General features: G+C 68.9%; 24 protein-coding genes and 1 pseudogene. 16 read left to right on the top strand and 9 right to left on the bottom strand.

Going from position 1 to position 25,322, the window contains the following annotated elements:
* Both EEJ31_RS03430 and EEJ31_RS03425 read right to left on the bottom strand, forming a co-directional pair.
* Positions 1–1,560, bottom strand: coding sequence for a DNA polymerase Y family protein (locus tag EEJ31_RS03430; RefSeq protein ID WP_123044898.1), 1,560 nt, complete (start codon positions 1,558–1,560; stop codon positions 1–3).
* A gap of 1 nt (position 1,561) precedes the next feature.
* A complete protein-coding gene (locus tag EEJ31_RS03425) occupies positions 1,562–2,272 on the bottom strand; it encodes a hypothetical protein (protein ID WP_123045046.1) in 711 nt (236 codons plus the stop codon).
* Between the two features lie 157 nt (positions 2,273–2,429).
* Here EEJ31_RS03425 and EEJ31_RS03420 point away from each other — a divergent pair, with 157 nt between their 5' ends.
* The 6 genes from EEJ31_RS03420 (at position 2,430) to EEJ31_RS03400 (ending at position 6,335) form a co-directional block, all read left to right on the top strand.
* The gene (locus tag EEJ31_RS03420; RefSeq protein WP_123044897.1) at positions 2,430–2,936 is read left to right on the top strand and encodes a DUF6328 family protein; all 507 of its coding nucleotides are present in this window, start codon (positions 2,430–2,432) and stop codon (positions 2,934–2,936) included.
* A 57-nt stretch (positions 2,937–2,993) separates the two neighbouring features.
* A complete protein-coding gene (locus EEJ31_RS13830; RefSeq protein WP_158603893.1) occupies positions 2,994–3,158 on the top strand; it encodes a hypothetical protein in 165 nt (54 codons plus the stop codon).
* A gap of 92 nt (positions 3,159–3,250) precedes the next feature.
* Positions 3,251–3,691, top strand: a complete 441-nt coding sequence (locus EEJ31_RS03415; RefSeq protein ID WP_148040122.1) for a hypothetical protein — start codon at positions 3,251–3,253, stop codon at positions 3,689–3,691.
* A 100-nt stretch (positions 3,692–3,791) separates the two neighbouring features.
* A complete protein-coding gene (locus EEJ31_RS03410; RefSeq protein ID WP_123044895.1) occupies positions 3,792–4,466 on the top strand; it encodes a DUF6766 family protein in 675 nt (224 codons plus the stop codon).
* 36 nt (positions 4,467–4,502) lie between these two features.
* On the top strand, positions 4,503–5,351 hold the full coding sequence (locus EEJ31_RS03405; RefSeq protein ID WP_123044894.1) for an SMP-30/gluconolactonase/LRE family protein: 849 nt from the start codon (positions 4,503–4,505) through the stop codon (positions 5,349–5,351).
* Positions 5,352–5,363: 12 nt separating this feature from the next.
* The gene (locus EEJ31_RS03400) at positions 5,364–6,335 is read left to right on the top strand and encodes a DNA topoisomerase IB (RefSeq protein WP_123044893.1); all 972 of its coding nucleotides are present in this window, start codon (positions 5,364–5,366) and stop codon (positions 6,333–6,335) included.
* Positions 6,336–6,362: 27 nt separating this feature from the next.
* Here the strand turns inward: EEJ31_RS03400 and EEJ31_RS03395 are convergent, their stop codons facing one another.
* The gene (locus EEJ31_RS03395) at positions 6,363–7,031 is read right to left on the bottom strand and encodes an esterase/lipase family protein (RefSeq protein WP_123044892.1); all 669 of its coding nucleotides are present in this window, start codon (positions 7,029–7,031) and stop codon (positions 6,363–6,365) included.
* The gene (locus tag EEJ31_RS03390) at positions 7,028–7,840 is read right to left on the bottom strand and encodes an alpha/beta fold hydrolase (protein ID WP_158603892.1); all 813 of its coding nucleotides are present in this window, start codon (positions 7,838–7,840) and stop codon (positions 7,028–7,030) included. Before EEJ31_RS03390 ends, EEJ31_RS03395 begins: the two co-directional genes overlap by 4 nt.
* A 132-nt stretch (positions 7,841–7,972) precedes the next feature.
* On the opposite strand from EEJ31_RS03390, the gene EEJ31_RS03385 reads away from it, so the two are divergent.
* Complete coding sequence (locus tag EEJ31_RS03385) at positions 7,973–8,938, top strand: J domain-containing protein (protein WP_123044891.1); 966 nt, start codon at positions 7,973–7,975, stop codon at positions 8,936–8,938.
* 5 nt (positions 8,939–8,943) lie between these two features.
* On the opposite strand, the gene EEJ31_RS03380 is transcribed toward EEJ31_RS03385, so the two are convergent.
* A complete protein-coding gene (locus EEJ31_RS03380; RefSeq protein WP_123044890.1) occupies positions 8,944–9,816 on the bottom strand; it encodes a hypothetical protein in 873 nt (290 codons plus the stop codon).
* A gap of 101 nt (positions 9,817–9,917) precedes the next feature.
* On the opposite strand from EEJ31_RS03380, the gene EEJ31_RS03375 reads away from it, so the two are divergent.
* Complete coding sequence (locus tag EEJ31_RS03375; protein WP_123045044.1) at positions 9,918–10,283, top strand: hypothetical protein; 366 nt, start codon at positions 9,918–9,920, stop codon at positions 10,281–10,283.
* Between the two features lie 70 nt (positions 10,284–10,353).
* Here the strand turns inward: EEJ31_RS03375 and EEJ31_RS03370 are convergent, their stop codons facing one another.
* The 3 genes and pseudogenes from EEJ31_RS03370 to EEJ31_RS03360 form a co-directional block, all read right to left on the bottom strand.
* Positions 10,354–11,820: a sugar porter family MFS transporter gene (locus tag EEJ31_RS03370; RefSeq protein ID WP_407643193.1), complete on the bottom strand. Its 1,467-nt coding sequence runs from the start codon at positions 11,818–11,820 to the stop codon at positions 10,354–10,356.
* Positions 11,821–11,893: 73 nt separating this feature from the next.
* The gene (locus EEJ31_RS03365; protein ID WP_123044889.1) at positions 11,894–12,505 is read right to left on the bottom strand and encodes a hypothetical protein; all 612 of its coding nucleotides are present in this window, start codon (positions 12,503–12,505) and stop codon (positions 11,894–11,896) included.
* A 17-nt stretch (positions 12,506–12,522) separates the two neighbouring features.
* Positions 12,523–12,723 (bottom strand): annotated as a pseudogene (locus EEJ31_RS03360) (VOC family protein); the annotation flags it as partial.
* A gap of 221 nt (positions 12,724–12,944) precedes the next feature.
* On the opposite strand from EEJ31_RS03360, the gene EEJ31_RS03355 reads away from it, so the two are divergent.
* The 5 genes from EEJ31_RS03355 to EEJ31_RS03335 all read left to right on the top strand — a co-directional run bounded on the left by EEJ31_RS03355 (position 12,945) and on the right by EEJ31_RS03335 (position 18,789).
* A complete protein-coding gene (locus EEJ31_RS03355; protein WP_199727259.1) occupies positions 12,945–14,168 on the top strand; it encodes a P-loop NTPase family protein in 1,224 nt (407 codons plus the stop codon).
* Entirely contained in the window at positions 14,168–15,889 is a 1,722-nt protein-coding gene (locus EEJ31_RS03350; RefSeq protein ID WP_123044888.1) for an ABC transporter ATP-binding protein, read from the top strand. The genes EEJ31_RS03355 and EEJ31_RS03350 overlap by 1 nt, the downstream gene beginning before the upstream one ends.
* A gap of 29 nt (positions 15,890–15,918) precedes the next feature.
* The gene (locus EEJ31_RS03345) at positions 15,919–16,701 is read left to right on the top strand and encodes an alpha/beta fold hydrolase (RefSeq protein ID WP_123044887.1); all 783 of its coding nucleotides are present in this window, start codon (positions 15,919–15,921) and stop codon (positions 16,699–16,701) included.
* On the top strand, positions 16,698–17,822 hold the full coding sequence (locus EEJ31_RS03340) for a CapA family protein (protein ID WP_123044886.1): 1,125 nt from the start codon (positions 16,698–16,700) through the stop codon (positions 17,820–17,822). The genes EEJ31_RS03345 and EEJ31_RS03340 overlap by 4 nt, the downstream gene beginning before the upstream one ends.
* Before the next feature lie 124 nt (positions 17,823–17,946).
* Positions 17,947–18,789, top strand: a complete 843-nt coding sequence (locus EEJ31_RS03335; protein WP_123044885.1) for a hypothetical protein — start codon at positions 17,947–17,949, stop codon at positions 18,787–18,789.
* A gap of 3 nt (positions 18,790–18,792) precedes the next feature.
* Here EEJ31_RS03335 and EEJ31_RS03330 read toward each other — a convergent pair whose 3' ends face one another.
* Positions 18,793–19,578 (bottom strand): alpha/beta fold hydrolase, encoded by a 786-nt coding sequence (locus tag EEJ31_RS03330; protein ID WP_123044884.1) that lies wholly within the window; start codon positions 19,576–19,578, stop codon positions 18,793–18,795.
* Positions 19,579–19,792: 214 nt separating this feature from the next.
* Here EEJ31_RS03330 and EEJ31_RS03325 point away from each other — a divergent pair, with 214 nt between their 5' ends.
* The 3 genes from EEJ31_RS03325 to EEJ31_RS13825 all read left to right on the top strand — a co-directional run.
* Entirely contained in the window at positions 19,793–21,769 is a 1,977-nt protein-coding gene (locus tag EEJ31_RS03325; protein WP_123044883.1) for an Hsp70 family protein, read from the top strand.
* Between the two features lie 4 nt (positions 21,770–21,773).
* Positions 21,774–23,864 (top strand): helix-turn-helix domain-containing protein, encoded by a 2,091-nt coding sequence (locus EEJ31_RS03320; protein WP_233563709.1) that lies wholly within the window; start codon positions 21,774–21,776, stop codon positions 23,862–23,864.
* 168 nt (positions 23,865–24,032) lie between these two features.
* The coding region (locus EEJ31_RS13825; protein ID WP_158603890.1) for an IniB N-terminal domain-containing protein at positions 24,033–25,322 on the top strand (1,290 nt) is incomplete at its 3' end.

The raw sequence follows: 25,322 nt of genomic DNA, 5'->3' as shown, positions 1-25,322 counted from the left end.
CTAGTCATAGCAGCCCTCCGCCCACCAGCGGTGGTCCTCCAGCGTGAGCAGCCAGGCGTTCCCGTCGGTGTCGACGAGCTGGAACCGGTGCAGGGCGCGACCGTGTTCCGCGTCCCACCAGCGTTCGGTCACCGGCCACGGGCCCGCCCAGGCCTCCACGTCGCGGTAGTCACGGGCGCTGCCGGTGGGGGAGAAGTGGGCGGGTTCCCCGGTGACCAGCCCGCGGTCGTCGACGTCGACGGGCGCGCCATCCGCTTGCAGCAGCGCCACCGGCTGCCGGGCCGGGAACACCGTGGCCGGCGCCACCCCCGGCAGGCTCCCCGGCCACGGCTCGGCCTCTGCCCGGCCGTCGCCGGCGGGCCGGTCGCCCCACGGCACCAGCACCTGGCGGTCGGCGAACAGGCGGCCTCCGCCGATGACCGCGGTGAGCACGCCCTCATGGCCGAGCATGCTCTGCACCCGGGTGAGGCCGTGGTGGATGCGTTCGTCGGGGCCGGATCCCCAGAGTCCCTGCTCGTGGTGGGCCGTGGAGTCCATCCGCTCGGGGCTGATGTGCACCCGGGCGACCCCGGAGCGCAGCCCGGTGTCGATCGCCTGGCCGCCCTGCAGTTGCCAGCGCACCCGGTCGACCACATCACCGGGGCTGAACCAGCGAGGGTGCAGCCAGACGCGTTCCGATACCTCGCCGGACTCCGTGTACACGGCCACCCGCACGGCCGTGCACACCAGGCGCGCGGCCGTGAGCGTCTCGATGAACCGGTCGGCGGTGGCGCGGATGCCGAAGGTCACCTGGTCGGTGCGGTCGAGGGCCGGTTCGAATACGACGTCCGCGTCGAACAGCTTCGGAGGCACCCGCGGCACGACGCTCCGGCTGTCGCGTCCGCCGGCCTTCTCGTGGGCGAAGGCCCCGTCGGCGCCGAAGCGGCGGCGCACGTCGCCCGCGTCGAGGGCGGCGAACTCCCCGAGCGTGTGCACGCCGAGGCGCCGCAGCAGGGTGGCGAGGCGGTCGCCCGCGAGGATCCCGATCGGCAGCGGCGCGAGGAACGCCGGCGACCCGCCCGGCGGCACGACGTGCACCGGCGCGCCCGGCACGGTGGCGCGGGCGGCCTGCTCGGCGGCGAACGGCCCGTCGGCGATGCCGATGCGGGCGCCTTCGATACCGAGTTCCAGCAGGCAACGGATGACGGCTTCCGCGGCCTGCTCCTCGCCCCCGTAGTACCGGCTCGGCCCCCGGGAACGGATGGCACAGGTGCCCGGGCGCACCACCTGCACCCCGGGGGTGATCTCCTCGATCCTGCTGATCACCGGTTCGAAGGCGCGGCTGTCCTGCACCGGGTCGTACGGCGCCACGACGAGCCCGGTGCAGCGGTACTGCGCCTCCCGCACGCGGAGGCCCCGGCGCACCCCGTCGCGCCGCGCGGCGGCGGAGCAGGCGAAGACGAGGCCCCGGTCGATGAGGGCGAGGGGCACCTCCGTCGCGTGCCCGGCCGCCTGGCCGGCCGCGACGACGGGCCAGTCCGGGCACCAGAACACGATGGTGCGGGTCAGCCGGCCGGACATGTCACCCGGTCGCTTCCCGGAGATCGGGGACGATGGCCGGACGGGGCCGAGCCGATGCGTGGAAACGCTGTTCCGCATCCGGCAGCCATAACCCGGCGCGCCGCGGCCGGTCGAAGCCGGTGCGGCCGGCGGAGGCGACGGTCACCTCGCGCCCCGACAGGTAGCCGTGCCCGCGTCCGAGGCCGGTCCACCGGCTGGAATCGATGCGGAGCACGGCCTCGCTCTGCGGCCAGCCGCCCACCACGATGAGGGTGCAGCCGCGCTGGCGCAGTCGGGCGGCGAGCCGGGCGGCCTCCGCGTCGCTGGTGCCGGCCGGCGGGCGGGTGACCACCACGCCCAGCACGTCGACGAGCGCGGCGGTGACGGTGAGCCATTGCTCGCCCGGAGTGGGAACGAGCACGAGGCGCGACAGCTCGATGCCGAACCGGGCGGCCGCTTCGACGCCGAAACCCGGCAGGCCGACGACGCCGCACCAGGATCCGCTTTGCGACGGGCCGGCCAGAAGCGCCATCACCAGGGTGGTCGAACCTTCGACGGAATAGGCGGCGCCCTGCCGGAGCGCGCCGCCGGGCAGCACCGCGGCGAGCGCCGGTGATGTGGGGAGGGTTTTGGTCTCCAGCTTGGTGGCCTGCATGCTGGAGATACGCTGCTGCAGCACGGCGACCTGCTCCCGCGCGGTGGCGGGAGGGGAGCTCGGCAGGGGCAACGACATACTCCAATGTTCGAACACCTCTTCGAAGAAGTCAATTGCCGAATTCACCCCGCGCGCGCCTCCCCGTCTCCTTCCGCGAAACCGGAGTTGTGGCCGCTAAAACTCGGGAATACCGACCCCGGTTTCGCGGCAACGGATGCGGGTTATCATCTGCAGCATGCCCCGCCGTGACACATCGGACTCGAAACGCGACGCGCTCCCGAACGACGGCCGCGACGAGACCGAGACCGAACGCCTGGACCGCAACTGGGACGCCCTCCTCCAGGAGCTGCGCGTCACGCAGACCGGCTCGCAGATCATCGCCGGTTTCCTGCTCTCGGTCGCGTTCCAGTCCCGGTTCACCGACCTCGACCGTTACCAGGTCACCGTGTACCTGATCCTCGTGTGCACGGCCGCCCTGACCACCGCCCTCGGGCTCGGCCCGGTGAGCCTGCACCGGCTGCTGTTCCGCCGGCGCGCGATGGAACAGATCGTCGCGGTCGGCAACATCCTGGTGCGTTCCACCCTCGTCGGCGTCGCCGCGATCCTCATCGGCACCGTTCTGCTGATCTTCGACGTGGTCCTCGGCCGGACAGCCGGGTTCATCGCCGGCGGGGTGGTGTGCCTGCTCACGCTGCTGGTCTGGCTCGTCCTGCCGCGCCTGGTGAAGCCATCGCGCGAATGACCGGTACGCTCGATATACCGGCACCCCGGTCCCCGCAGTGAAAGGAAGCCTCCTCCCATGAACGTCATCGCCTTCATCGTCGCGCTGGCCGTCTTCATCCTCGGCTTCTGGCTGTTCGGGCTGGCCTTCGCCGTCACCACGTTCCAGCTCCCCATCTTCTTCGCCGGCATCGTCTGCGTCTGTCTCGCCCTCGCCCTCCCGGCGAACATCCTGCGCCGCTAGCCCCCACCGCCAAGCGGCGGAAATAACGGTTGGACAGCTTTTTTCCCGAACACCGGCCTGCTGCCGTTGTCTATTCGGACTACATTGCGAATATGACATCTCGGGAATATGCGCCACTCCGCACGCGGATGCCGCGCCTCGCCGCTCTCACCGCGGCAGCCGCGGTCGTGGCCGCCCTCAGCGGATGCGCCGGCCCGGCCGGCAATGACGCGGCAGCGGCATCCGTTGCCGACGACTTCGAATCAGCCCTGTCGTCGGGCGACGGAGCGGCCGCCTGCCGGCTCCTCACCGACAACACCCGCATCACCCTCGAGGACGATCAGGGAGCACCCTGCGCCAGCGCCATCACCGCACTGGGCCTCGACGCCGGGGGAGCGATCGACAGCAGCCGCGCCTACGCCCGCGCCGCCCAGGTCATGCTCCAGAACGACGTGCTGTTCCTTGCCCTCGAGCCGAGCGGATGGCGCGTGACTGCCGCCGGATGCACGGCCCGGGTCGACCGCCCGTACCTGTGTGACCTGGAAGGGAAGTGAGTGACCATGCGCACCGCATTCACCGGATACCTCGTCTTCATCGGCGCCGGCCTCCTGTACATGTTCGTCATCGCGGCGATGCAGCGGTAAGGGGCACATCATGAAACCAAAACTCGGTCCGCACGGACTCAGCATCTTCTTCAGCGTGATCTTCCTGCTCACGCTCGTCGGCCAGGCCGTGAGCGGGGTGGCGCTGTACAACCAGCAACAGCTCGGCAGCGGCCTGAGCCCGGTGTCGTTCCTGCAGTACATCACGTCATCCGACTTCGTCGTCGACGTGGCGGAGAACTGGCAGTCGGAGTACCTGCAGTTCTTCCTGCTCATCGGCGCAACGATCTGGCTGGTGCAGAAAGGCTCACCGGAATCCAGCGCAATCGGCACGCAGGGGTTCGAATCCGACGAGGAACAGATGGTCGGTGCCTACATCAAGCCGGATTCCCCGACCTGGGCGAAGGCCGGCGGATGGCGTCTGGCCGTCTTCTCGAATTCGCTCCTGATCGTGATGGGGCTGATCTTCCTCCTCTCCTGGAGCGCGCAGTCGGTCGCGGGGCTGGTGCAGTTCAACGAGGAGCAGTTGAGGAACCTCGAAGACCCGGTGTCGTGGCTGGGGTACGTGTCGTCTCCCGAGTTCTGGAACCGCACGCTGCAGAACTGGCAGTCCGAGTTCCTGGCGGTCGGGAGCATGGTCACCCTGTCGATCTTCCTGCGCCAACGCGGGTCCTCCGAATCGAAGCCGGTCGGCGCCGCCCACGCCGCCACGGGCGTCAGCGGCTGACTGGGGCGTTGACGCACACGGGGCTAGATTCGGGATATGCGAGCCGAGCAGATCACCCCGTCCATCACGTACCACGGCGAAGGGCCGGTCTGGTCGGAAAGCTGGGGCGGGCTGCGCTTCGTCGACATGCTGGCCGGCGACATCCTCACGCTCGCCGACACGGGCTCCGTCACGCGGGAGCACGTCGGAGCCGTGGCGGCCGTGGTGCGTCCGCGCCGCGGGGGAGGGGCGGTGATCGGGCTGGAGCGCGGGTTCGGCCTGCAGGCGCCCGACGGCAGCGTGCAGGCGCTGGCCGAGCTCTGGAGTGCGCCGGACATCCGCATGAACGAGGGCGGATGCGACCCCGACGGCCGGTTCTACTGCGGCTCGATGGCATACGACAAGCGCCAGGGGGCGGGGAAGGTCTACCGGCTCGACCCCGACCTGTCGACGCGGATCGTGCTCGAGGACGTCACCATCTCGAACGGGCTGGAGTGGAGCCCCGACGGGGCTCTCGCCTACTACAACGACACGCCGACCGGTCGCATCGCCGTGTTCGATTACGACCGGGACGCCGGGCTGACCGGTCGGCGCACGTTCGTGGAGATCCCGGACGGCCACGGGCATCCCGACGGGCTGACCGTGGACGCCGACGGCGGCGTGTGGACCGCGCTCTACGGTAGCGGCACCGTGCACCGGTACTCGCCCGAGGGAAAGCTGGACGAGGTCATCGAGGTCGGGCCGAAGCAGGTGACGGCCTGCACCTTCGGTGGGGCGGGCCTCGACGAACTGTTCATCACGACGTCACGGGAAGAGCTCGCGCCCGACGAGCAGCCGCAGGCCGGCGCCCTGTTCCGGGCGAAGGTCGGCGTGACCGGGATGCCCGTGCGCCCGTTCGCCGGCTGAGCGGGCGCGTTCATGCCCAGGCTTCGCCGCAGCAACACGTCACGCCCCGGGTACACCCGCGCGCGTTCCGGTCGCGCACCCAGTTACCGGGACTTCACCGGCGCCACCGTGACCGATCCGGAGCTCCGCCGCCGCTTCAACAGCCTGGCCATCCCGCCGGCCTGGACCAACGTGTGGATCTGCCCGTATCCCAACGGCCACATCCAGGCGACGGGCATCGACGGCGCCGGCCGCCGCCAGTACATCTACCATCCGCAGTGGCGGGAGCAGCGCAACCGGATCAAGTTCGACCGGGCGCTGGAACTCGCCGCCTCGCTGCCGCGGGCCCGGGGGCAGGTGACCCGTGCCCTCCGGGCCGGCGGCGACGACAGCGACCGTGCCCTCGCGGCGGCGTTCCGGCTCCTCGACGTCGGTTCGCTCCGCGTGGGCAGCGAGCAGTACGAAGCCGAGTACGGCAGCCACGGCCTCTCCACGCTGCTGTGCTCACACGTGCTGCTGCACGAGGATGTGCTCGAGCTGACCTTCCCCGCCAAGAGCGGCCAGGAGTGGCACAGCGAGCTGGAGGACGCCGACCTCGCGGCCTACGTGCGGGACCGCATGAGCTGGGGACCCGACGGACGGCTTCTCACCTGGCGCAACGGTGAGGAGTGGCGCGAGGTGTCGGCGGCCGACATCAACGAGTTCGTTCGGCTGCGCACCGGGGGAGAGTTCACCGCCAAGGACTTCCGCACCCTGCACGGCACCATCGCGGCGGCCGTGAGCCTCGCCCAGCATGGGCCGGAGCGCACGCAGCGGGGCCGGGCAGGTGCCGTTGCGGATGCCATGCGCGATGCGGCATCCGTTCTGGGGAACACGCCTGCGATCGCGCGGGCCAGCTACGTCGACCCCCGGGTGGTCGACCATTACCAGGCGGGAACGACGATCAACCCGGCCCGGGTGGGATCGGCCGAGTCGGAACTCGTCGCGCTGCTGGGATCGGACTGAGGCTGAGGCTGAGGCTGAGGCTGAGGCTCAATCGCCGCAGGCCGTCATCACGGCGTGCCGCACGGCCGGGTCGCCCAGGATGCGGAAGTGGCCGGCCACCTCGAGCTGCACGTTCGTGGCGCCGGGGAGCATGCTGCCGCCGGGGATGTGCGGGTCGAACACCCCGTAGACGGAGGTGATGCGGGCGTTCACGGCGCGCTCCTCGCCGAGCAGGCGGATCATGGCGTCGGTCGGGGCGAAGGCGCGCAGGCTCGGCAGCACCGTGTAGCGCGCCAGCGAGGAGCCGGAGAAGGGTGCGACGACGGCGGCCATGCTGTCGATGCGGTCGGCGGCATCCGTCTGCATCATCAGGTATTTGCCGATCAGCCCGCCTTTGCTGTGGGCGACGACGATGACATCGCGCAGGTCGCGGGCGTCGAGCACCTTGGTGACGACGCGGGCGGCGTCGGGGATCGTGGCGCGGTTGCGGCCGAGGCCGGTGGCGACGTGCACCGGGTGGCCGGCGGCGTGCAGCTCTTCGGCGAGGGGACGCATGAACTGCCAGGTCTCGTAGATGCCGGGAAGCAGCAGCACCGGCCGCTTTCCGCCGTTGCGGTAGCGATCGGGGGTGCCGGGGCGGAGGAAGGCGTGCACCTGCCAGAATGCGGCATACAGGTAGTCGAGCAGCCAGGCCCAGGCCTTGGCGCGGAGGGTCATCGCGGCAGGCCGCCGGGAGAGTCGGCCTGCTCCGGCGACTCGCTGTCGCCGGTCAGGGTGCCCACGTGCGCAAGGATCGCATCGGCGACCACGCGCGGTGAGCGGAACTGGGCCAGGTGGGCGGCCTTCGGCACGTCGAAGCGGGTGGCGCGCGGGAGCGCGTCGGTGACCTGCTGCGTCCACTCCCCGGGGGCGATCGGGTCGTGGGCGCCGCGCATCACGAGGGTGGGCGCCTGCACGGATGCGAGCCGTTCCAGCATGGGGTAGTCGAGCATGCTGGGCAACTCGGTGAGGTACCAGCGCGGCCCACAACGGATGTACTCGGTCAGCACCACCCGATTGGCGCTCGGCGGTTCGATGCACGTGTCATGGCCGAGCCGGAGACCCTGCGCGAGGGCCGTGGGCGCAGCCGGGTCCACGACCGGACCGATGAGTACGACGTGGCTCGCCTGTTCCGGATGCCGCGCGGCCATCTCGGTGACGACCTGGGTGCCCATGGACTGCCCGACCAGCACCGCTGGGGCGATGCCCGCGTCGGCGAGGAACGCCGTCAGCAGGTCGGCCAGGTCCTCCACGGACAGCCGCCGGACGGGGTGCGGTTTCGGCGCGGTACCGAAGCCGGGCATGTCGACGGCGTACACGGTGCCGTGGGGCACGAGCTCGGGGATCAGCCGGCGGTAATACTTCGAGGAGACGCCGATGCCGTGCACCAGCAGGAAGACCGGGGGCGACGCATCCGCTCTCATCGCCCGGTGACGGTGCACGACCAGGGTCAGCCCGTCGCGCTCATACCTAATGGTGTCTCTCACGCCGCCGAGCCTAGCCCTCGGGAGAACCCGCCGCGCGTGCGCGCCCGACGGGTTCGGGCGGCCCGCACAGGCGGGACCGGTACATTGAGGTACTGAACGACGACCGCCGGAGCGTGAAAGGGACAGCACAGGATGCCGGAGAGCCCCGCCGCGGCCACGCCGTACGAAGTGCTCGGGATACCCGCGTCGGCGTCCGATGACGAGATCCGCCGCGCGTATCGCCGCCTGCTGCGGCAGACGCATCCCGACGTCGGCGGCAGCGCCGAGCGCTTCCATGCCGTGCAGCTGGCCTGGGAGCGCATCGGCACGCCCGCGGACCGTGCCGCGTACGACGGGCAGCGCTACACGCAGGCAACGGATGCCGGCGACAACGGCACACAGGCACGCCCGGCATCAGCCGGCGGGTCAGCCGGTCGCCCCCAGTCCCGCCCGCGCACGCGCATGCACGGGCACCCGGGCGGCGCCGCACGCCAGCGCTACCTGTCGCTCATGCGCGAGTGGACCGGGCGGGGCACCAGCGTCGACGACCCATACGCGCCCGAGCTCATCCGCTCCGCGCCGCAGGAGATCCGGCATGCGCTGGCCAAGGCCCTGGCCGAGGAGGAGACCGCCCGCACCGTCTCCCGGCTCGGCATCGGCTACACCGCGTGGCACGACGTCGACACCGAACGCCACCCCGGCGACGTGTGGTCACGCTACCTGTCCAAGCTCGACCACGTGGTGCTCGGCCCGGCCGGGCTGTTCGCCGTGCTCTCGGAGGACTGGGGCGGGCAGGTGCAGCTGAAGCGCGGCGAACTGGTGGGCGACGCGATACCCGACGACGAGCATCCGTTGCAGCAGCTCGACGCCAACGCCCGGGCGCTCAGCAAGGCACTCAAGGTGCGGTTCACCGCGCTCGTGGTCGTCGTTCCCGACGACGCGCTGTACGACGCGTTCACCCTGCCCGGGCGCGGCCGGCACCCCGCTGTGGTCGTCCTCCCGCGCGCCCGGCTCGCCGACCTGCTGCGCAACGGCCTGCCCGGCATGGAGCGGGGCAGTTTCGAGAAGGTGTTCGAGCTGCGCAGCCGCCTGCAGAACGGCGTGCGCTTCGTCGACTGACGCGGCTAGCGGAGTCCCAGCTTGTTGACCCAGTAGTCGAGGAAGCTCGCCCCGGCCTCGTCGTGGATCTCCTCGCCGATCACGATCACGGGGTACGGGCGCTCCAGCACGCCGTCGGCCGGTCGCACGTCGACGTGGGCCACGTCGTATCCTGCCGCGTGCAGGTGGTCGGCCATCAGGTAGTCGCTGCGGGAGTCGCCGACGGAACGCCAGACGGTCGGCAGCTCCCCGGACTCCGCGAAGAACGCCAGGGCCCGCTCGGCGCCGCGGTCCTTGTCGAGCGTCACCGATTCGATGTCGGTGGAGATGATCGTGGGGTCCAGGCGGAAGGGGACCTCGCCGTTCGCGTCAGGCGACGTGCGATCCCGGTAGCGCACACCGAGACCCTGCGCGACGAGGAGCGCGAAGGCCTCGTCGTTGAACGCCTCCTGGGCCGGCAGGTACGCCTCGGGCGAGGCATCCGTTCGCTGTTCGACCGACACCATGGCGCGCTTGGTCTCGTCGAAGAACATGGTGTCGGCGTAGGTCGCCGTCACGAGGGCGCGCACCTCGGAGACGACCGCGGCGGGAAGCGCGACGCTGTGGTCGACCACGACCTCGCCCATGCCGGCGCTGGTGATGGGGAACCAAACTGCCCCCTTTTCGCACACACCGTACATGCGGATGCGTTCGGGCAGCCCGGCGGCGAGGAGCGGCGCCACGACCTGGTGGCGGATGAAATCGGCGCTCCGCCCGGTGATGAAGGCGATGGGAACGTCGGCCGCCGCGAGGGTGATCAGGTCATCGATGATGGTCGGCGTCGCGATCGTGCGGCTGACCGGGCTCGCGATGGGCCCGTCGACGTCGAGGAGCAGTCCGAGGGGGGAGGAGTCCGGCATGGGCTCATTCTTCCACGCCGGCAGCGGCAGTCAGCCGTTCTCCGCACGGTCAGCGACGAGGAGGAGTGGCCGTGCTGCCGGCAGCCGTATCGTTGAGGGTGATGATCACGAGACGAGAAGCAGCGCTGCGCCTGGACATCCCGCTGGAGATGGCGAGCCGGCACGGCATCCCCGTGCGCATGTCAGAGGCCGCCTTCGCCGACCTGGAAGAGAATCCGCCGGCATGGTTGCTGCAGTCGCGCGCGAACCGCACCGGCAGGAAGCCCGTGTGGGTGCAGCTGACCTGTGACGTGTGCGGCTTCTCGGAGGCGGCCCGACCTAAGAAGTGGTGGCCGGCGTTCAGCTACCTCACCTGCGCGCACCACGGCTACGACGAACTTCCCGAGCCCGCCTCCGGGTTCAGTCGCAGCGAGGTCGACGGCATCGGCAGCCGGTTTGTCGGGATCGTCGACGAGCCACGCGCCTGAGCGGGCCCGCATCCGTTGACGTGCGGAGTTCGCACCTTTCTGCGCCGGACGAAGGTGCAAAGTGCGTAACTCACGGATGAGAGCGTGAGACGGCCGGGTCCTTCCGCTTCGCGGAGTTCTTCGGCGGAAGGATGGCGTTGGCCTCTTCCAGCGACATCCCGTTGGTCTCGGGGATCTTCGTGAGCACGAATACGAACGACAACGCCGCGAACAACGTGTACAGGCCGTAGGTCAACGGCAGCGATGCGGCAGCGAGCGGCGGGAACGTCACCGTCACGATGAAGTTGGCGATCCACTGCGCTGCCGCGCCGATTCCGAGGGCCTTCGCCCGGATGTCGTTCGGGAAGATCTCGCCGAGCAGCACCCACACCAGCGGGCCCCACGACGCCCCGAAGCACACAACGAAGACGTTGGCACCGACGAGGGCGATCGGCCCCCAGGCGCCGGGCAGGTCCGGTTGGCCGTTGACGACGGATGCCTGGGAGAAAGCAAGCGCCAGCGCGCCGAGTGACAGGGTCATGCCGACCGATCCGGCGAGCAGGATGGGGCGGCGCCCGATGCGGTCGACGAGCAGGATGGCGACGAACGTGACCGCCACGTTGGTGATCGACGTGATCACGCTGATCACGAACGACTGCGACTCCTTGAAGCCCACGGCCTGCCACAGCGTCGTCGAGTAGTAGAAGATCACGTTGATGCCGACGAACTGCTGGAACACCGAGAGGATGATCCCCGTCCAGACGATCGGCTTCAGCCCGAAGGCCTTGCCGCGCAGCGAACCGCTCCGCTCGGCCCGTCGGTCGTTCGCGATGGCGTCGTGGATGTCGCGGATGGCGCGGTCTTCCTCGCCGCCCGGCCAGATGCGCGCGATAATGCCCCGGGCTTCCTCCTCGCGGTCTTTCAGCACGAGGTAGCGGGGCGACTCGGGCAGCGTGAAAGCGACGATGCCGTAGACGACGGCCGGCACGGCGCAGGCCATGAACATCCAGCGCCACGCCTCAAGGCCGAACCACAGCTGGCCTTCGGCGCCTCCTGCCGAGGCGGCGAAGAGCGCGTCGGAAAGCAGTGCGGCGAAGATGCCGAGCGTGATCGCCAGCTGCTGCAGCGACGCGAGCCGTCCTCGGATCTGGCGCGGCGAGATCTCGGCGATGTACGCCGGGGCGATGACCGAGGCGATGCCGATGCCAAGGCCTCCGATGAGTCGCCAGATGATGAGATCGAACACGCCGAAGGCCAGCCCCGAACCGATCGACGACACCAGGAACAACGCCGCGCCCAGGATCATGACGCGGATGCGGCCCCACCGGTCGGCGAATCCGCCGCCCAGGTAGGCGCCGACCGCGCAGCCGAGCAGGGCGACGGCAACGGCGAACCCGGTGACCGCGGGGGAGAGCTCGAAGGATCCCTGGATGGCATCCACTGCACCGTTGATGACCGACGAGTCGAAGCCGAAGAGGAAGCCGCCGAGGGCTCCGGCCAGCGCCAGCAGGATCACGCGCGCGTTGCTCACGCTCTTCTTCGTCGATGTCGTCATCATCACTCCGTTCCTCGGTCGGCTCCGAGGCTACGCCTGCGATGGCATTCGCGCCCGAATTCCGCCGGTGGCGAGATCAGTACGAGACGGGAAGCTGATCGCCGACCGCCGGTGGTTTCCTCACGACCTCGATCGCGGCCTCCCGGTCGAGGTGCCCGGGAAAGGTGTAGCGCGCGAACCGGCCTGTCGGGTCGTCAGGGCTGGTGGGCATCGCGATGGACGTCTGCTCCAGGAGGCGCACGAGGATTGCCTGGTCCCGCGCTGACAGCACCGGGCCATCCGCTCCCAGGAGGTAGACGAGGGCGCTCGGCCCCTTCATCGTGCCGAGACTGAGCGCCATCAAGCGCCGACCGCGCTTGTCGAAGACGACGAGCGAGGCTGTATCGATGTCACCGAGGGCGAGCGTCCGATGTCCTACGCGGAGCTTCCCCTCCTCGAAATCGACCTGCGGAGCGCGCTTGGACGCCAGGTACACAACGAGGATGATTCCCGAGAGCGGGATAGCGACAAGAATGAGGATCAGGTATCCGAAAGAGCCGAAGAGGCGGAACGAGACCTGAAGCACGAACTCCACGCAGAGGATCACCAACAGGGACACGCCGGGGACAGCGACCCAGAGGTACAGAGACAGGCGCTGGCGAAGTGGCAGCACTCCGAAGGTGATCCATCGGCCGCCCTCGTCCTCCACTTTCTCATCCAGCCGGATCAGGAGCGCGCGCTCAGCACGCAGAACTCGTTGCCCTCCGGGTCGGCCAGCACCACCCAGGTCTGTTCGCCCTGGCCGATGTCGACGTGCCGGGCGCCCAGGGCCACGAGCCGTTCGACCTCGGCGGCTTGATCATCCGGCACGAAATCGAGGTGCAGCCGGTTCTTCACCGTCTTCGGCTCGGGGACATTCAGGAACAGTCCACAACGACCTCTTCGAAGCGCAATGACATGGCACCACGGTAAAGCCGAGAGGTGATCGGCCGCAATGAACGAACGGATGCGGACCAAATGCTTGTGCTGCGCATAACAATTTTGAGAATATGTCGCCTACCACCCGAACGGGGGGTAATCCGTTGTTCCGCGGCCCGGCGGAGTGACGACGCGTGGCACAAGGAAGCGACCACGCGAAAAGGAGCCCCATGTCTACCCGACGACGCATCTGGGTCCAAACCCTCGACGAGACGCAGCGCGAGGCCGCCAAGCCGGCCTTCACCACGCGGCGCGTGCCGCACGATGCCATGCGAACGATCATCGGCGGGGCCATTCGCCCCCGCACCGGAGACCTGGTGCTGGCGCGCATCGCCCGGCTCGGCCATCACCGGCATATCGAGGAGCCGAACGGGCGACGGGCCGTGCTTCACCTCGGCGACGAGATCATCGTCACGTATGGCGATCGGTATGCCACGGACCAGTTCGAGTCCCGGGTGCCGAGCACCCTGAAGCGCACCCAACTGGTCGCCTCCGGCGGTATCGCCTCTCAGGTCATCACCCGAAGCCAAGCCGTCCGCACGGCGACCGAGATCGTTCCTGTCGGGCTGGTCGGGGATGACCGGGGTCGTCCACTCAATGTCATGGACTTCGCGCTGGATCCTGTCCTCGTGGATCGGACCCCGCCCCGCACCATCGCGGTCATCGGTACGGCAATGAATTCCGGCAAGACCACCACCATCCACTACCTGGTGCACGGACTCAGCAGGGCCGGCATCCGTGTCGGTGCGACCAAGGTGACCGGCACCGGTTCCGGAAACGACTACTGGTGCATGCTCGACGCGGGCGCCCACCGCATGCTCGACTTCACCGATGTCGGGATGTCGTCGACCTACCTACAGCCGATGGATCTCCTTGAGCGCAAGTTCGGCGAACTGCTGGACCACCTCACCGACTCCGGTTCCATGGTGAACTTCGTCGAGGTCGCCGACGGGATCTACCAGTCGGAAACGTCACGCCTGCTCGATTGCCCCGTATTCCACGCGAAGATCGACGTGGTCATCTTCGCCGCGCCCGACGCGATGGGGGCCGCCGCCGGAGTCTCACACCTTCGGTCGCTGGGCCATAACGTCGTTGCCGTATCCGGTCTGGTCACGCGATCGCCGCTCGCGATCCGCGAGACAGCGGATGCGACAGGCCTGCCCGTGCTCGGTCTGCAGGAACTCAGCACGCCCGCCCTCTCCGCAGACCTCCTCGGGCTGTCGGGGCTGCTCCGACCCGGGGCCGCACGCATCGAGGACACGATACTCACCAGCACAGCGGCCAAGAAGGCCGTCCGCATGCCCAGCGACGAGGTCACACCGCTTGGCAGCCGGCTCGCCCCGAAGCGCGTCCTCGCGCTCAATGCCCACGTCATGCGCCAGAGGGGTGCCTGATGGGAGCGGCGAAAGGGCTGTTCCGCATCCCCAGGCGCTCCATCGTCATCGTCGTCGTCCTCGGAATCGGACAGGTCATCACGCTGGTGTCCTTTGTCCTCCTGCTCCGGTCCGTGGTCAACGCACTCGTACCCGCAGTGGTCGGGGAGGCCGCCGAGGCGGCCTTCCGGGTGGCGCTGGGGGAAGTGGCCCTCCTCGGCGTGGTCGCCCTGGTCCACGGGTGGCTGCGATCCCGGGAGTTCTCGGTGACCGAGGCGGTCGGGTACCGGATCGTCCGGGACCTGCGCATGAAGATGTACCGGCACCTGCAGGGAATGACCCCTCGTCAACTGCAGGGACGCGCGCGCGGAGGACTGCTGCTCCGGTTTCTGGGCGACCTCTCAATGACGCGCATGTGGATCAGCCACGGCATCCTCGGCGGCATCATGGCAGCCGTCGTCCTCGTCGGCACGCTCGGCGTGTTGATGTTCCTCAGCAGTTGGATGACGCTGGCGATCCTCGCCGCGCTCTGCACCGGGGCGGCCCTGTCCCTCGCGGCCGGGCGCGCCATGCGGCGGGCGACCCGCGCCATGCGCCGCCGGCGTTCGCTCGTGATGAGCAATATCGACGAGCAGCTCAATGCCCACGCGGTCGTGCAGGTGTTCGGCCGCTCCGCGGGTGAGTTCGCCAGGCTCTCCCGTCAGAACGACGCCCTCACCCGCGCCCTGATCCGGGTGGCCCGCTTGCGCGGATACCTGCGCGGTATCTCGACGGCGTTCTCGTTGATCGTCGTCGGCGTCGTGCTCACGGTGGGCATGTTCGAGATCCGCAGGGGAACGGCATCGGTCGGCCTGGTCGTCGCCTTCGTGGTCGTTGCGCGCCAGCTGTCGGGCCCGGTTCACCGCCTGGGGCTCGCACACGACTACTGGCACCGTGCGCAGGTCTCTGAGCAGAAGATCGCCGAATACCTGCGTAGCTCCAGCCGCCCCATCGATCGGTTGAGCTTGGAACGGATGCGCGTGCGCAAGGGCGACATCCGTTTCGATTCCGTGACCGTGTCCGGCGCACTGCACGACATCGTCCTGCACGTTGAGCCGGGGCAGCTCGTCGCCGTGACGGGCCCCGGGGGTGCCGGTAAGTCGACGCTGCTCGGGCTCCTGGCCCGTATGGTGGAACCGACCGAGGGAAGCGTCATCGTGGACGGCCAGCCCCTGGCCCAGACCATCCCCGACTCCGTGGCGCGGCGAGTGGGCGTGGTCGGGCCGGACCTTCCCCTCATGCGCGGCACGGTGCGCCGGAACATCACCTACGCGCTGCCCGACGCCGACGACGATGAAGTGGAGCGCGTCGTACGCGCCAGCGGACTCGATGACGTCCTGGCCGAACTTCCCGACGGTATCAACACCTGGGTGACGGAGGGCGGCCGCAACCTGTCCGTGAGCCAACGGCAACGTATCGCACTGGCGCGCGCGCTCATGGGCAATCCGCCGATTCTGGTCCTGGACGAACCCACAGATGGTCTGGACCGATCGGGGAAGGATGCCTTCATCGCACTCCTCCGCCGGCATGCGGGCACCGCCGTCCTGGCGACGCATGATCCGCAGGAGATCGCACTCGCCGACGCGGTGGTGGTGATGGCAGGAGGCCGCGTCACGCAGGTGCTCAGCGGTGATGAGTACCGCGATCAGTTGTGGCTGGCGGAGCGGAAGGGAGCACCATGGAAACCGGCGCTGGTTTCCTAACCGTTCACGAATCATCCGGAGAGCCACCGTTGACCTACTGGGCGTTCGTCCCACGCTCCCGGCGCCTGGTGTCCCCCCTGGTGCTGATCCACGGCAGCCGGCGGAACACGGGCCGGATGTTCCGCGCTTTCCTTCCACATGCCACCACCCTGGGCATGCCCCTGATCGTTCCCACCTTTCCCGTCGACGCCTTTCCCGGCTACCAGCGGCTGGCGGGCGCGGCCGGTCCGCTGTCCGCACTGCGCGCACTCGAGAGCACGCTGGCCGACGCCGACAACGTGCTGGGACTCAGCACCGATCGCGTGGCCCTCTGCGGATTCTCCGGGGGCGCCCAGTTCGCCCACCGCTTCGCGCTGTATGCGCCCGGGCGGGTTCGTCGCGTCGTCGCCGCCTCCGCGGGCTACTACACGTACCTCGACGACAACCGTCCATTCCCCTACGGCATTCGCCCCAGCATCCTCAGCGCCGGCGAGCGCCCGGATGTTGAGGCGTTCTTGCGGTTGCCCATTCACGTGCTCGTCGGGGAACTGGACGTGGAACGCACGGGCACCCTCGCCACCGGAGGCGGATTGGACCAAGCGCAAGGCGATAACCGTCTCGCGCGCGCGCTCCGCTGGGTCGATCATCTGGAGTCCGTCGCATCCGTCCGGCACCGGCCGTCCAGGGTGTCATTCGACCTGCTGCCCGGTACCGCCCATTCGTTCACGAGCGCCGTCCACCGAGGCGACCTGGTGTCACGGGTGGTCGATTTCGTTCATCGATCCCAGGCGCTGTCCGGTGCCGCCATCAGTCAGAACAGGATGCACTCATGAAAAGGGCACGCCTTCGCGACCGCATCCTGATCGCGATCTGCACACTCGCGGCGGCGGCGATCGTCGCCACCATGGTCATCGATTTCAGTGCACACAGCACCTTGGCCGTCGAATCCATCGACCACGCCGTCGACATCGGGGCCAACGACACCTGGAGTATCCAGTTCGTCGGCGACACCATGCTCGGTGACGGTGCACAGCCGTTACTGAACGCGTACGGATACGGCTGGACGCTGTCGAAGGTGGCTCCCATGCTCGACGGCGACTTCACCGTCGCCAACGCGGAAGCGCCCATCGGCGAGCAGACTATCCCCGCCGATCCCGGCAAGTCGTACTCGTACAATTCCAAGCCCGTCGCAGCCGCCGCGCTGAAGAAGGCGGGAGTGGACGCCTTCGGGCTGGGGAACAACCACGCCATGGACATGGGCGTGGCCGGCCTGCGGGACACCGAGCGATTCGCCCGAGCGAACGGCGTCGTCACCTTCGGCGCGGGTGCGACCCTGGCCGAAGCCGAGAGGCCGCTGATCCTTCACTCCGACCTCGGCACGGTGGGAATCGTGGCGCTCGGCGAGAACTTCGGACAGCTCAGCAGGGCAGCGGACGACCATGCCGGCACCGTGGTCTTCAGCCCCGAATCCGTGCAACGCGGATACGACCTGGCACGCGCGGCCGGCGCCGACTGGGTCGTGGCCTACGTGCACTGGGGCGACAACTACACGGACACGAACCTGCAACAGCGCTACTGGGCAAGGCTGCTGGTCGACGCCGGCTACGACCTCATCATCGGCACCGGGCCGCACATCGACGGACCGATGGACGTCATCGATGGCGTCCCCGTGGTCTACAGCCTCGGCAACTTCGTCTTCGGCGCTCCGGGGCGGTTCAAGGGCTTCGGCCGGGAGGGAATCGGGCTGGTATTCAGCGTGGAGCTCCATCGGCGGGGGCCGACGCAACTCACCCTCCAGTGCATTCTCACCGACAATCTGATCACCAACTATGTCCCCGTGCCCTGCAGCCCCGACAAACTCCGCGTGGTCGCGCCGACCATCAACCAAGGGTTCTTCGTCCAGGGCGACAAGGCGCGGATGCCGTGCGACTGTTTCACGAAACGCGACGGTTGACGTGCGCAGGCGGCTCCTCGTCCCCGCGACCATCGCGATCACTGCAGCGGCCCTCGCCCTCTCGGGGTGCACCGTCGGCTCCCCACCACGTTCTGCAGGCACTGACAACGGAAGAAGTCCCGCCATGTCCGCATCACCACCGACACACATCGCGCAGAAGTCGATCACGCGGACCGGGAACGGCGACTTCACGTTTGAAGGCGCGGGGAAGCTGGCCGGGCGTCCTCTTCACGTTTGGTACAACGCCCCGGCCGACCTGGCGAACGCGCGCATTCTGATCGTGATGACGGGAACCCAGCGCGACGGCGAGGACTATCGCGCCGATTGGGTGCCGCTGCTCAAGAACCGGAACACACTGCTTCTCGTTCCGGAGTTCTCCGAGGACGACTACCCGGGTGTCTCCTCCTACAACCTCGGAAGCATCATCGACGAGGACGGCCATCTGCAGCCGCAGGCGGAGTGGAGCTTCAACATGATCGAGTCGTTGTTCGCCTCCGTTGTGGCCGAAACCCACAGCAGTGCCACCGGTTACGAGCTCTTCGGGCACTCCGCCGGCGCGCAGTTCGTGCACCGGTTCATGGAGTTCATGCCTGAAACCAAGGCGACGATCGCGGTCGCCGCCAACGCCGGCTGGTACACCGTCCTCGACGAGTCGGTCCGGTTTCCCTATGGGATGAAGGGGGCACCGGTGCGGGCGGACGACATGAAGGAGGCGTTCAAACGACAGCTCGTGATCCTGCTCGGTGCCGACGACATCGATCCCCACGATTCCTCGCTGCAACGTGATCGGCACACCGACCAGCAGGGAACGGATCGCCTCGCGCGCGGCCTCAACTTCTACCGCACGGCGCGCGAGTACGCGGGAGAATCGGCCACCTTCAACTGGAGGCTCATCGTCGTTCCAGGCATCGCCCACTCGCATGGCGACATGGCGCGAGCGGCCCTGCCGATACTCCTCCCGGAGTAGCGACTACGCGTTCTGCTCAGCCAAGAATGCGATCGCCGCAGAGCGGAACGGGCGGGCCGTCGGCGCGTTGAAATGGTTGCGCCCGGGAATCTCGAAGAACCTGCCGCGCGGTGCGATCCCTGCGAGTTCCTGAGAGGCCGGCAAGATCCGATCCTCGCTGCCGGTGGCGAAGAGCACCGGCTGTGCCGGTGCGTTCAGTGCGCTCGGCTCCGTGCCGCCGCGCATGCCCTCGACCAGGGCGACGAGCGCTTCGAGGTCGTTCCCGGGGATCCGCCCTGCCATGTCGAGATATGTCGACGTGAGCCGGTCGGAGACCACGGCGCCGTGGGCGATGAAGTCGCGGGCCGAGTCGAGCCGGAACCGGCGAAGTGGGTCGCCACTGGGGATGCCACCGAGAACCGCCCGAGTGATGCGCCGCGGCCAGATGTGCGCCGCCTGCCAGCCCACGCGGGCGCCGAGCGAGTAACCGAGGTAGGCGACGCGGTCCACACAATACGCGTGCAGCACCGCGTCGACATCCGCTGCGAGGATCTCGACGGAGTATGCCGAGGGTGAATGCGGCTTGCCGCTGGCGCCGTGCCCGCGCTGGTCGTAGCCGATCACGCGGAAGCCCGCACGTGTCACATCCCGGACCCATCCGGTGTCGAGCCAATTGGCGGATGCGCTTGACGCGAATCCGTGAACGGCGAGCACGGGCGGGGCGCCGGCGTTACCGAACTCGTAGGTGGCGAGGTCGACACCGTCTGCGGCGTGGATGACGCGGGGGTCGGGTGCGGGGGAGAGCAGCATCCGCCAGCCTTTCCTGGGACTCTGCTCGCTGGTGTCATAGCCCCACAGAAGACGTTAGTTGACGGGTTGCGGCTGCGGGCGACGGGCGATGGGTCGACGTGGAGCGCACGATCTGCAATTCTGGTCATCACGGCCCCCGAAGAGGTGGCACATGCGGGCACTCCGGTGTTAGCCTGAGTGGGCAATCCTGATGATTGCTCATTTGAAGGAAACAATGGCGTACGTCCTTGGCATTGACATCGGAACGAGTTTCACGGCAGCGGCCGTGGGCCACGTCGGCGACCCCGGGCAGTCCAGGTCGCAGGCACTGACCCTCGGGTCGCGGAACGCCGCTGTGCCCTCCGTCCTCTACTTCGGCGAGGACGGACAGGTGCTGGTCGGCGAGGCGGCGGAGAGGCGCGGGCTCGATCGACCCGATCTCGTGGTGCGTGAGTTCAAGCGCCGCATCGGCGACAGCGTGCCGATAATCGTGGGGGACCGCGCCCTCGCGCCTGAGACGCTGTACGCGCGCATGGCCCGATGGGTGGCGGATCGTGCGGCCGAACGGGAGGGCGCGGAGCCCGATGCCGTCATTCTCACCCGGCCGGCGAGCTGGGGCGAATACAAGATCAGGCTCGTTCGCGAGGCGCTCGGCCAGGAGGGGCTCGCCGACGCCACACTCCTCAGCGAACCCGAGGCGGCGGCCCTTCAGTACGCCTCGCAGGAACGGCTTGAGGTCGGCAGCACGATCGCCGTCTACGACTTCGGCGGCGGAACATTCGATGTCGCGATCGTCCGTAAGCAGTCGTCAGAGAGCTTCACCGTGCTCGGGGAGCCAGAGGGCATCGAGCGGCTGGGCGGCGCCGACTTCGACCAGGCGGTGTTCGAACATGTCGTGGCCAGCGTCGGCGAGCCCCTCCGCAACCTCGACCTCACCGATCCCGACGTTCTCGCCGCCCTCGCACGAGTGCGCCGGGAGTGCGTGGAGGCGAAAGAAGCACTCTCCTACGACTCCGAAGCCTCCATTCCCGTGCTCCTGCCCGGCGCGCAATCCCAGGTGCGCCTGGTGCGCTCCGAGTTCGAGGGCATGATCGAGGGGCCCGTCGGCGAGACCATCACCGCGCTCCGGCACTCGGTGCACACGGCAGGCTGCGACATCGACGACCTGGACGCCATCCTCCTGGTGGGCGGGTCGTCCCGCGTACCTCTGATCGCCCAGATGCTCTCCGGCGAGTTGGCCCGGCCCATCGCGATCGACACCGACCCCAAAGCCTCGATCTGTCTCGGAGCCGCCTTCGCCGCTGCTGCGGCTTTCGCGGAACAGCATCCCGTGCCCGAGCCGGCGGCGCTCGCCGGCGTCCCGGCAGCCGGGGAGTCGGCGCTGAAGCCGGCCAGGGTCGTGCGACCCGGCCACCGCACGGCGGTGCGGGTCGCGACAGTCGCCGCCGTCGTTGCGTCGTTGATGGTGGCCACCGGCACCGCCTCCCATTTCGCCGGCATCACCCTGCTGAGTGCCGACGCGAGCGCGGGCACGAAACAGAGTTCGCCGCAGACAACGGATGCCCCCGCCGGCCCGTCACCCGACCACAGCGTGTCGGACCCGGGTGCCGCCCTCGCCGCGGCTCCCGGCACATCGACCGCCAAGCCGAAGCCGGCTCCCGCCCCGGCACCCGAGGAACCGGTGCCGTCGCCGAGCCCGGACCTGTATGCCGCACCCGGTACCCAGGACGACGAGTACGTGAGTCCGCCGCTGTCGGTCGAGAACGTGTCAGACGTCAGCCCACGCAGCGGATCCGACGCCCAGCCCCGGCCTAGTACCGGATCGCCTCGTCCGACCTCCCGTCCGCCGGAAACGCCCGAGCCGACAACGCGTCCGAGTGCTACGCCCACGCCAACCCCGACCCACACACCGCCCCCGACTCCCACTTCGACACCAACACCGACACCAACACCAACCCCGACGCCAACCCCCACTCCGACGCCGACACCGACGCCGACTGAGACGCCGACTGAGACGCCGACACCCACCCCAACTCCGACGCCGACAGAGACTGAGACGCCGACTCCGACGCCGACCCCGACGGCCGACCCGGTCGACCCCGGCCCGGCCGAAACCGACCCTCCCGCCGAACCTGCCGAACCCGGTGCCGCCGACCCGGCGGACCCGGCAATGCAACCGGCAGCGGCAATGCAACCGGCAGCGGAAGGGTAGTCCGGTGCGCGAGCCGATACGGAGCGAAGATGCGCCGCGTCCTGGCGCCGGGCTCCGCGGCCGGGTGACCGACATCACCGCGGCTCCCGACGCCCGGTTCCTCGCCGCCACTCCCGACCTGCACCCGGGTGCCCGCGACGGATCGCCCGACCGGCAGCTCGGCCAGATCGGTCAGGAGCTGCGGGCGTTCCTCCTCGCTTACGCCGTGGGCTTCGACTTCGCGGGTCCGCTTTCGCCGCCACTCCCGCCCGGGTGGGACATCGACGACCTCATCAGCGAAGCCGAGGAGGGCGGCTACTTGGACGCAGACGGCAACATCCCCGCCTCGGTGGCCCAGTCGCTCCTGGCGGCAACGCCCGCGCACCGCATCCGTGCTCTTCAGCGCAAGCTCGTCGACGGATTGCAGGAGGGCGGCCATCCGCTGGATGCGGTTGCCCGTCAACTGGCCCGGAGCGGATTCAGGGATGCCCGGGTGGCGCATGCGCTCGAGCGCGCCGGCGACAAGGCACTGGCCGACCGTCCTGCGCTCGCACGCGCGCTGTATGACGAGGCGCAGGGCGCGGGCGCCGACGAGTGGAATCTGGCGGCCCGCCGCGCGCAGGCAGCCGCCGCGACGGGCGATCTCGACGCCGCCGCCCGCATCCTGGACGACCTCTTCGCGCAGGAGAACGCACCCGACCTCCGGCGGGCCACGAACGTGGCAGCATCCGTCTGGGCCAGGCGCGGCATGCTCCACCGGGGCGTCGAGGCCTACCGGTGGCCGGGTTCCGGCGCCGCGGGCTTGTCGGCCCCTCTCGCCACCGTCGCCATGATCGGTATCGGTGACCGCGCAGGTGCCGCGGAGATGTCCGCCTCGGCGACCACCGGCGATTGCCCATCGCTCCTCGCCGCCGCCGCCGACCTGATGGGGCAGGGGATCACGCACTCCCTTGAGGCGCGGCCATTTCACGCGCTGCCTGCTCTCATCCGCGCGTCCGACGCTCTCACGGCATCTGGTGTCACCACCGCCCCGCTGCCCGACACGCCGGCTGCCCTTGCGGCGCTCGTCGCCCTGCACAGCGGGGAGCTCGACGTCAGCCTCTCCGTGCTCGACGCGGCGATCGCGGCGAACCAGGGCGGTCCGGCGGCGCTCCCGCGACTCTCCCTGCTACGCGGGTGGACCCTGATGCAGTTGGACCAACCCGAGCCCGCACGTGACGCTCGCAGCCACGCACTCGAAGCCGGAGTGCCCCTTGCCCCGCGCGATGAACTGCTGCTGCACGCCCTCGACGCCGGGCTGGCGCGGCGAACCGACGACCGTCCGGCCTTGGTGCGCGCGTGGAAACAAGCCCGGGAGCGGCTGCTGCACGTCTCGGTCGACCTGTACTGCCTCCTTCCGCTCGGAGAGCTACTGGTGACCTCTGCGAGGCTGAGGGAGTCGAGCCGTCTGGCACCCCACCTTGCCGAGGCCTGGTCGCTGCTCACGCGACTCGGGGAGCCGCCCCTGTGGTCGGTTCCCCTCCGGTGGTGTGCGGTCCAGGCGGCCATCCTCACCGATCGCCCGCGTGAGATCGCACCGCACGCGACCGCTCTCGTCCATGCCGCTGCCGGCAGTCGCATGGCCTCGGCCTTCTCCGCCGCCGGGCGGTGCTGGATGTCGGTGCTCGCCGGCACCGTCGATGCCGCGGCCGTCGAGTCCGCGGCGCGGGAATTGGCGTCGGTCGGTCTGACCTGGGACGGCTCCCGCCTCGCGGGGCACGCGGCCGCCCATGCCGAAGACCGCCGCGACATGGCCCGACTCCTGTCCTGTGCCCGGGACCTGCACCCCGCGACGGCGCTGGTACGGATGGACGGGCCGCACGACGCACCGACCACGTCGAGCGCGCCGCCGGCGCCCCGACCAGCGGATGCCACCGGTCTCAGCCCGCGTGAGCGGGAAGTGGCGCGCCTTGTGCTCGAGGGCAAGACCTACCGCGAGATCGGGGAGACGATCTTCATCTCCCCCCGCACCGCGGAGCACCACATCGCGCGCATTCGTCGCCGCGTGGGTGCCACGACCCGATCCGACCTCATGACCCGGCTGCGCGTCGTGCTGGACGGCGACAATCAGGACTGATCGGTCCACCGTCCCATCTCCCCAATCCCGCTGGACGGAACCCCCCCATTGGGGGTCCGCCATTAGGGGGACAATCCCGGATGCCGCACGCTGCACACCGGCCGTACGTTTATCGCAAGCCGGGCAGGTCGCCCGGTGGATGTCAACACAGATTGAGGGAACCCGATCATGCCCACACTCACCTCCATGCTCCTCGACTTCATCATGAATCTGCTCAGGGATCCGGAAGCCGCTGACGCGTTCCGCGAAGACCCGGCCAAGGCTCTCGACCACGCCGGCCTCGGCGACATCAGTGCCGACGACATCGACGCCGTCATGCCTGTGGTCCTCGACTACGCCCCCGTCGACGTCGACGCCGACATCGACTCCTCCTTCGACCGCGAGTACCACACCGGTGGCAACAACGCTTCGCTCGGAATGATGGGTGGCGACTCCGGCGGCGGTGACTCCGGTGGCGACTCCGGCGGTGACTCCGGTGGCGACTGGGGTTCCGGCGGCTCCGGCGGCGGCTCGGACTCCGGCAGCGATGACTCCGGCTCGGACGGCGGCGGCTCCGGCGGCGGATCCGACAGTGACCACGGCCACGCGGTGCAGCAGTTGATGCACATCGTCAACAACTACTCCTACACGTCGACGGTCGACGACCGCGACACGATCACCGACCAGTCCGTCAACCAGAACATCTGGGCCGACGGAGACGTGTCGCAGCTGTTCGACAACGAAGCGGTGATTGCGAGCGGTGACCACGCCGTGGCAGCCGGCGACGACGCGGATGTCGACAACTCGACCGACAACTCGACCAATGTCAGCGCCGGCGACGACGCGAACATCGCGGTCGGCGGCACGGTGAGCGACGTGAACATCGACCTGGCCGACTCGTTCAACGACAGTTCCGACAACTCGACGAACGACTCGAACAACGACAACTCCGACAACTCGACGAACATCGATCTGGACGACTCGCTGAACGACAACTCCGACAACTCGACGAACGTCGAACTGGAAGACTCGCTGAACGACAACTCGGACAACTCCGACAACTCCGACAACTCGGACAACTCCGACAACTCGGACAACTCGGACAACTCGACCAACGTCGAGCTTGACGACTCCTTGAACGACAACTCCGACAACTCGGACAACTCCGACAACTCGGACAACTCGGACAACTCGGTCGACAACTCGCTGGACGCGGACGTGGAGGACTCCTTCAACGACAGCTCGGACAACTCGGACAACTCCGACAACTCCGACAACTCGGTGGATGTGGACGTCGACGACTCGCTCAACGACAGCTCGGACAACTCCGACAACTCGGACAACTCCGACAACTCGGACAACTCCGACAACTCGACGGACGTGGACTCCGATGTCGACGTGGCCCTGGACGACTCCTTCAACGAGGACTCCTTCAACCACGACGACTCGACGAACACCAACATCGAAGACAACGAAGTC

This window comes from Cryobacterium tepidiphilum (genome assembly GCF_003716325.1).
In the GTDB taxonomy this organism is placed as follows: domain Bacteria; phylum Actinomycetota; class Actinomycetes; order Actinomycetales; family Microbacteriaceae; genus Cryobacterium; species Cryobacterium tepidiphilum.
This window is presented reverse-complemented; position numbering and strand designations above follow the sequence as displayed.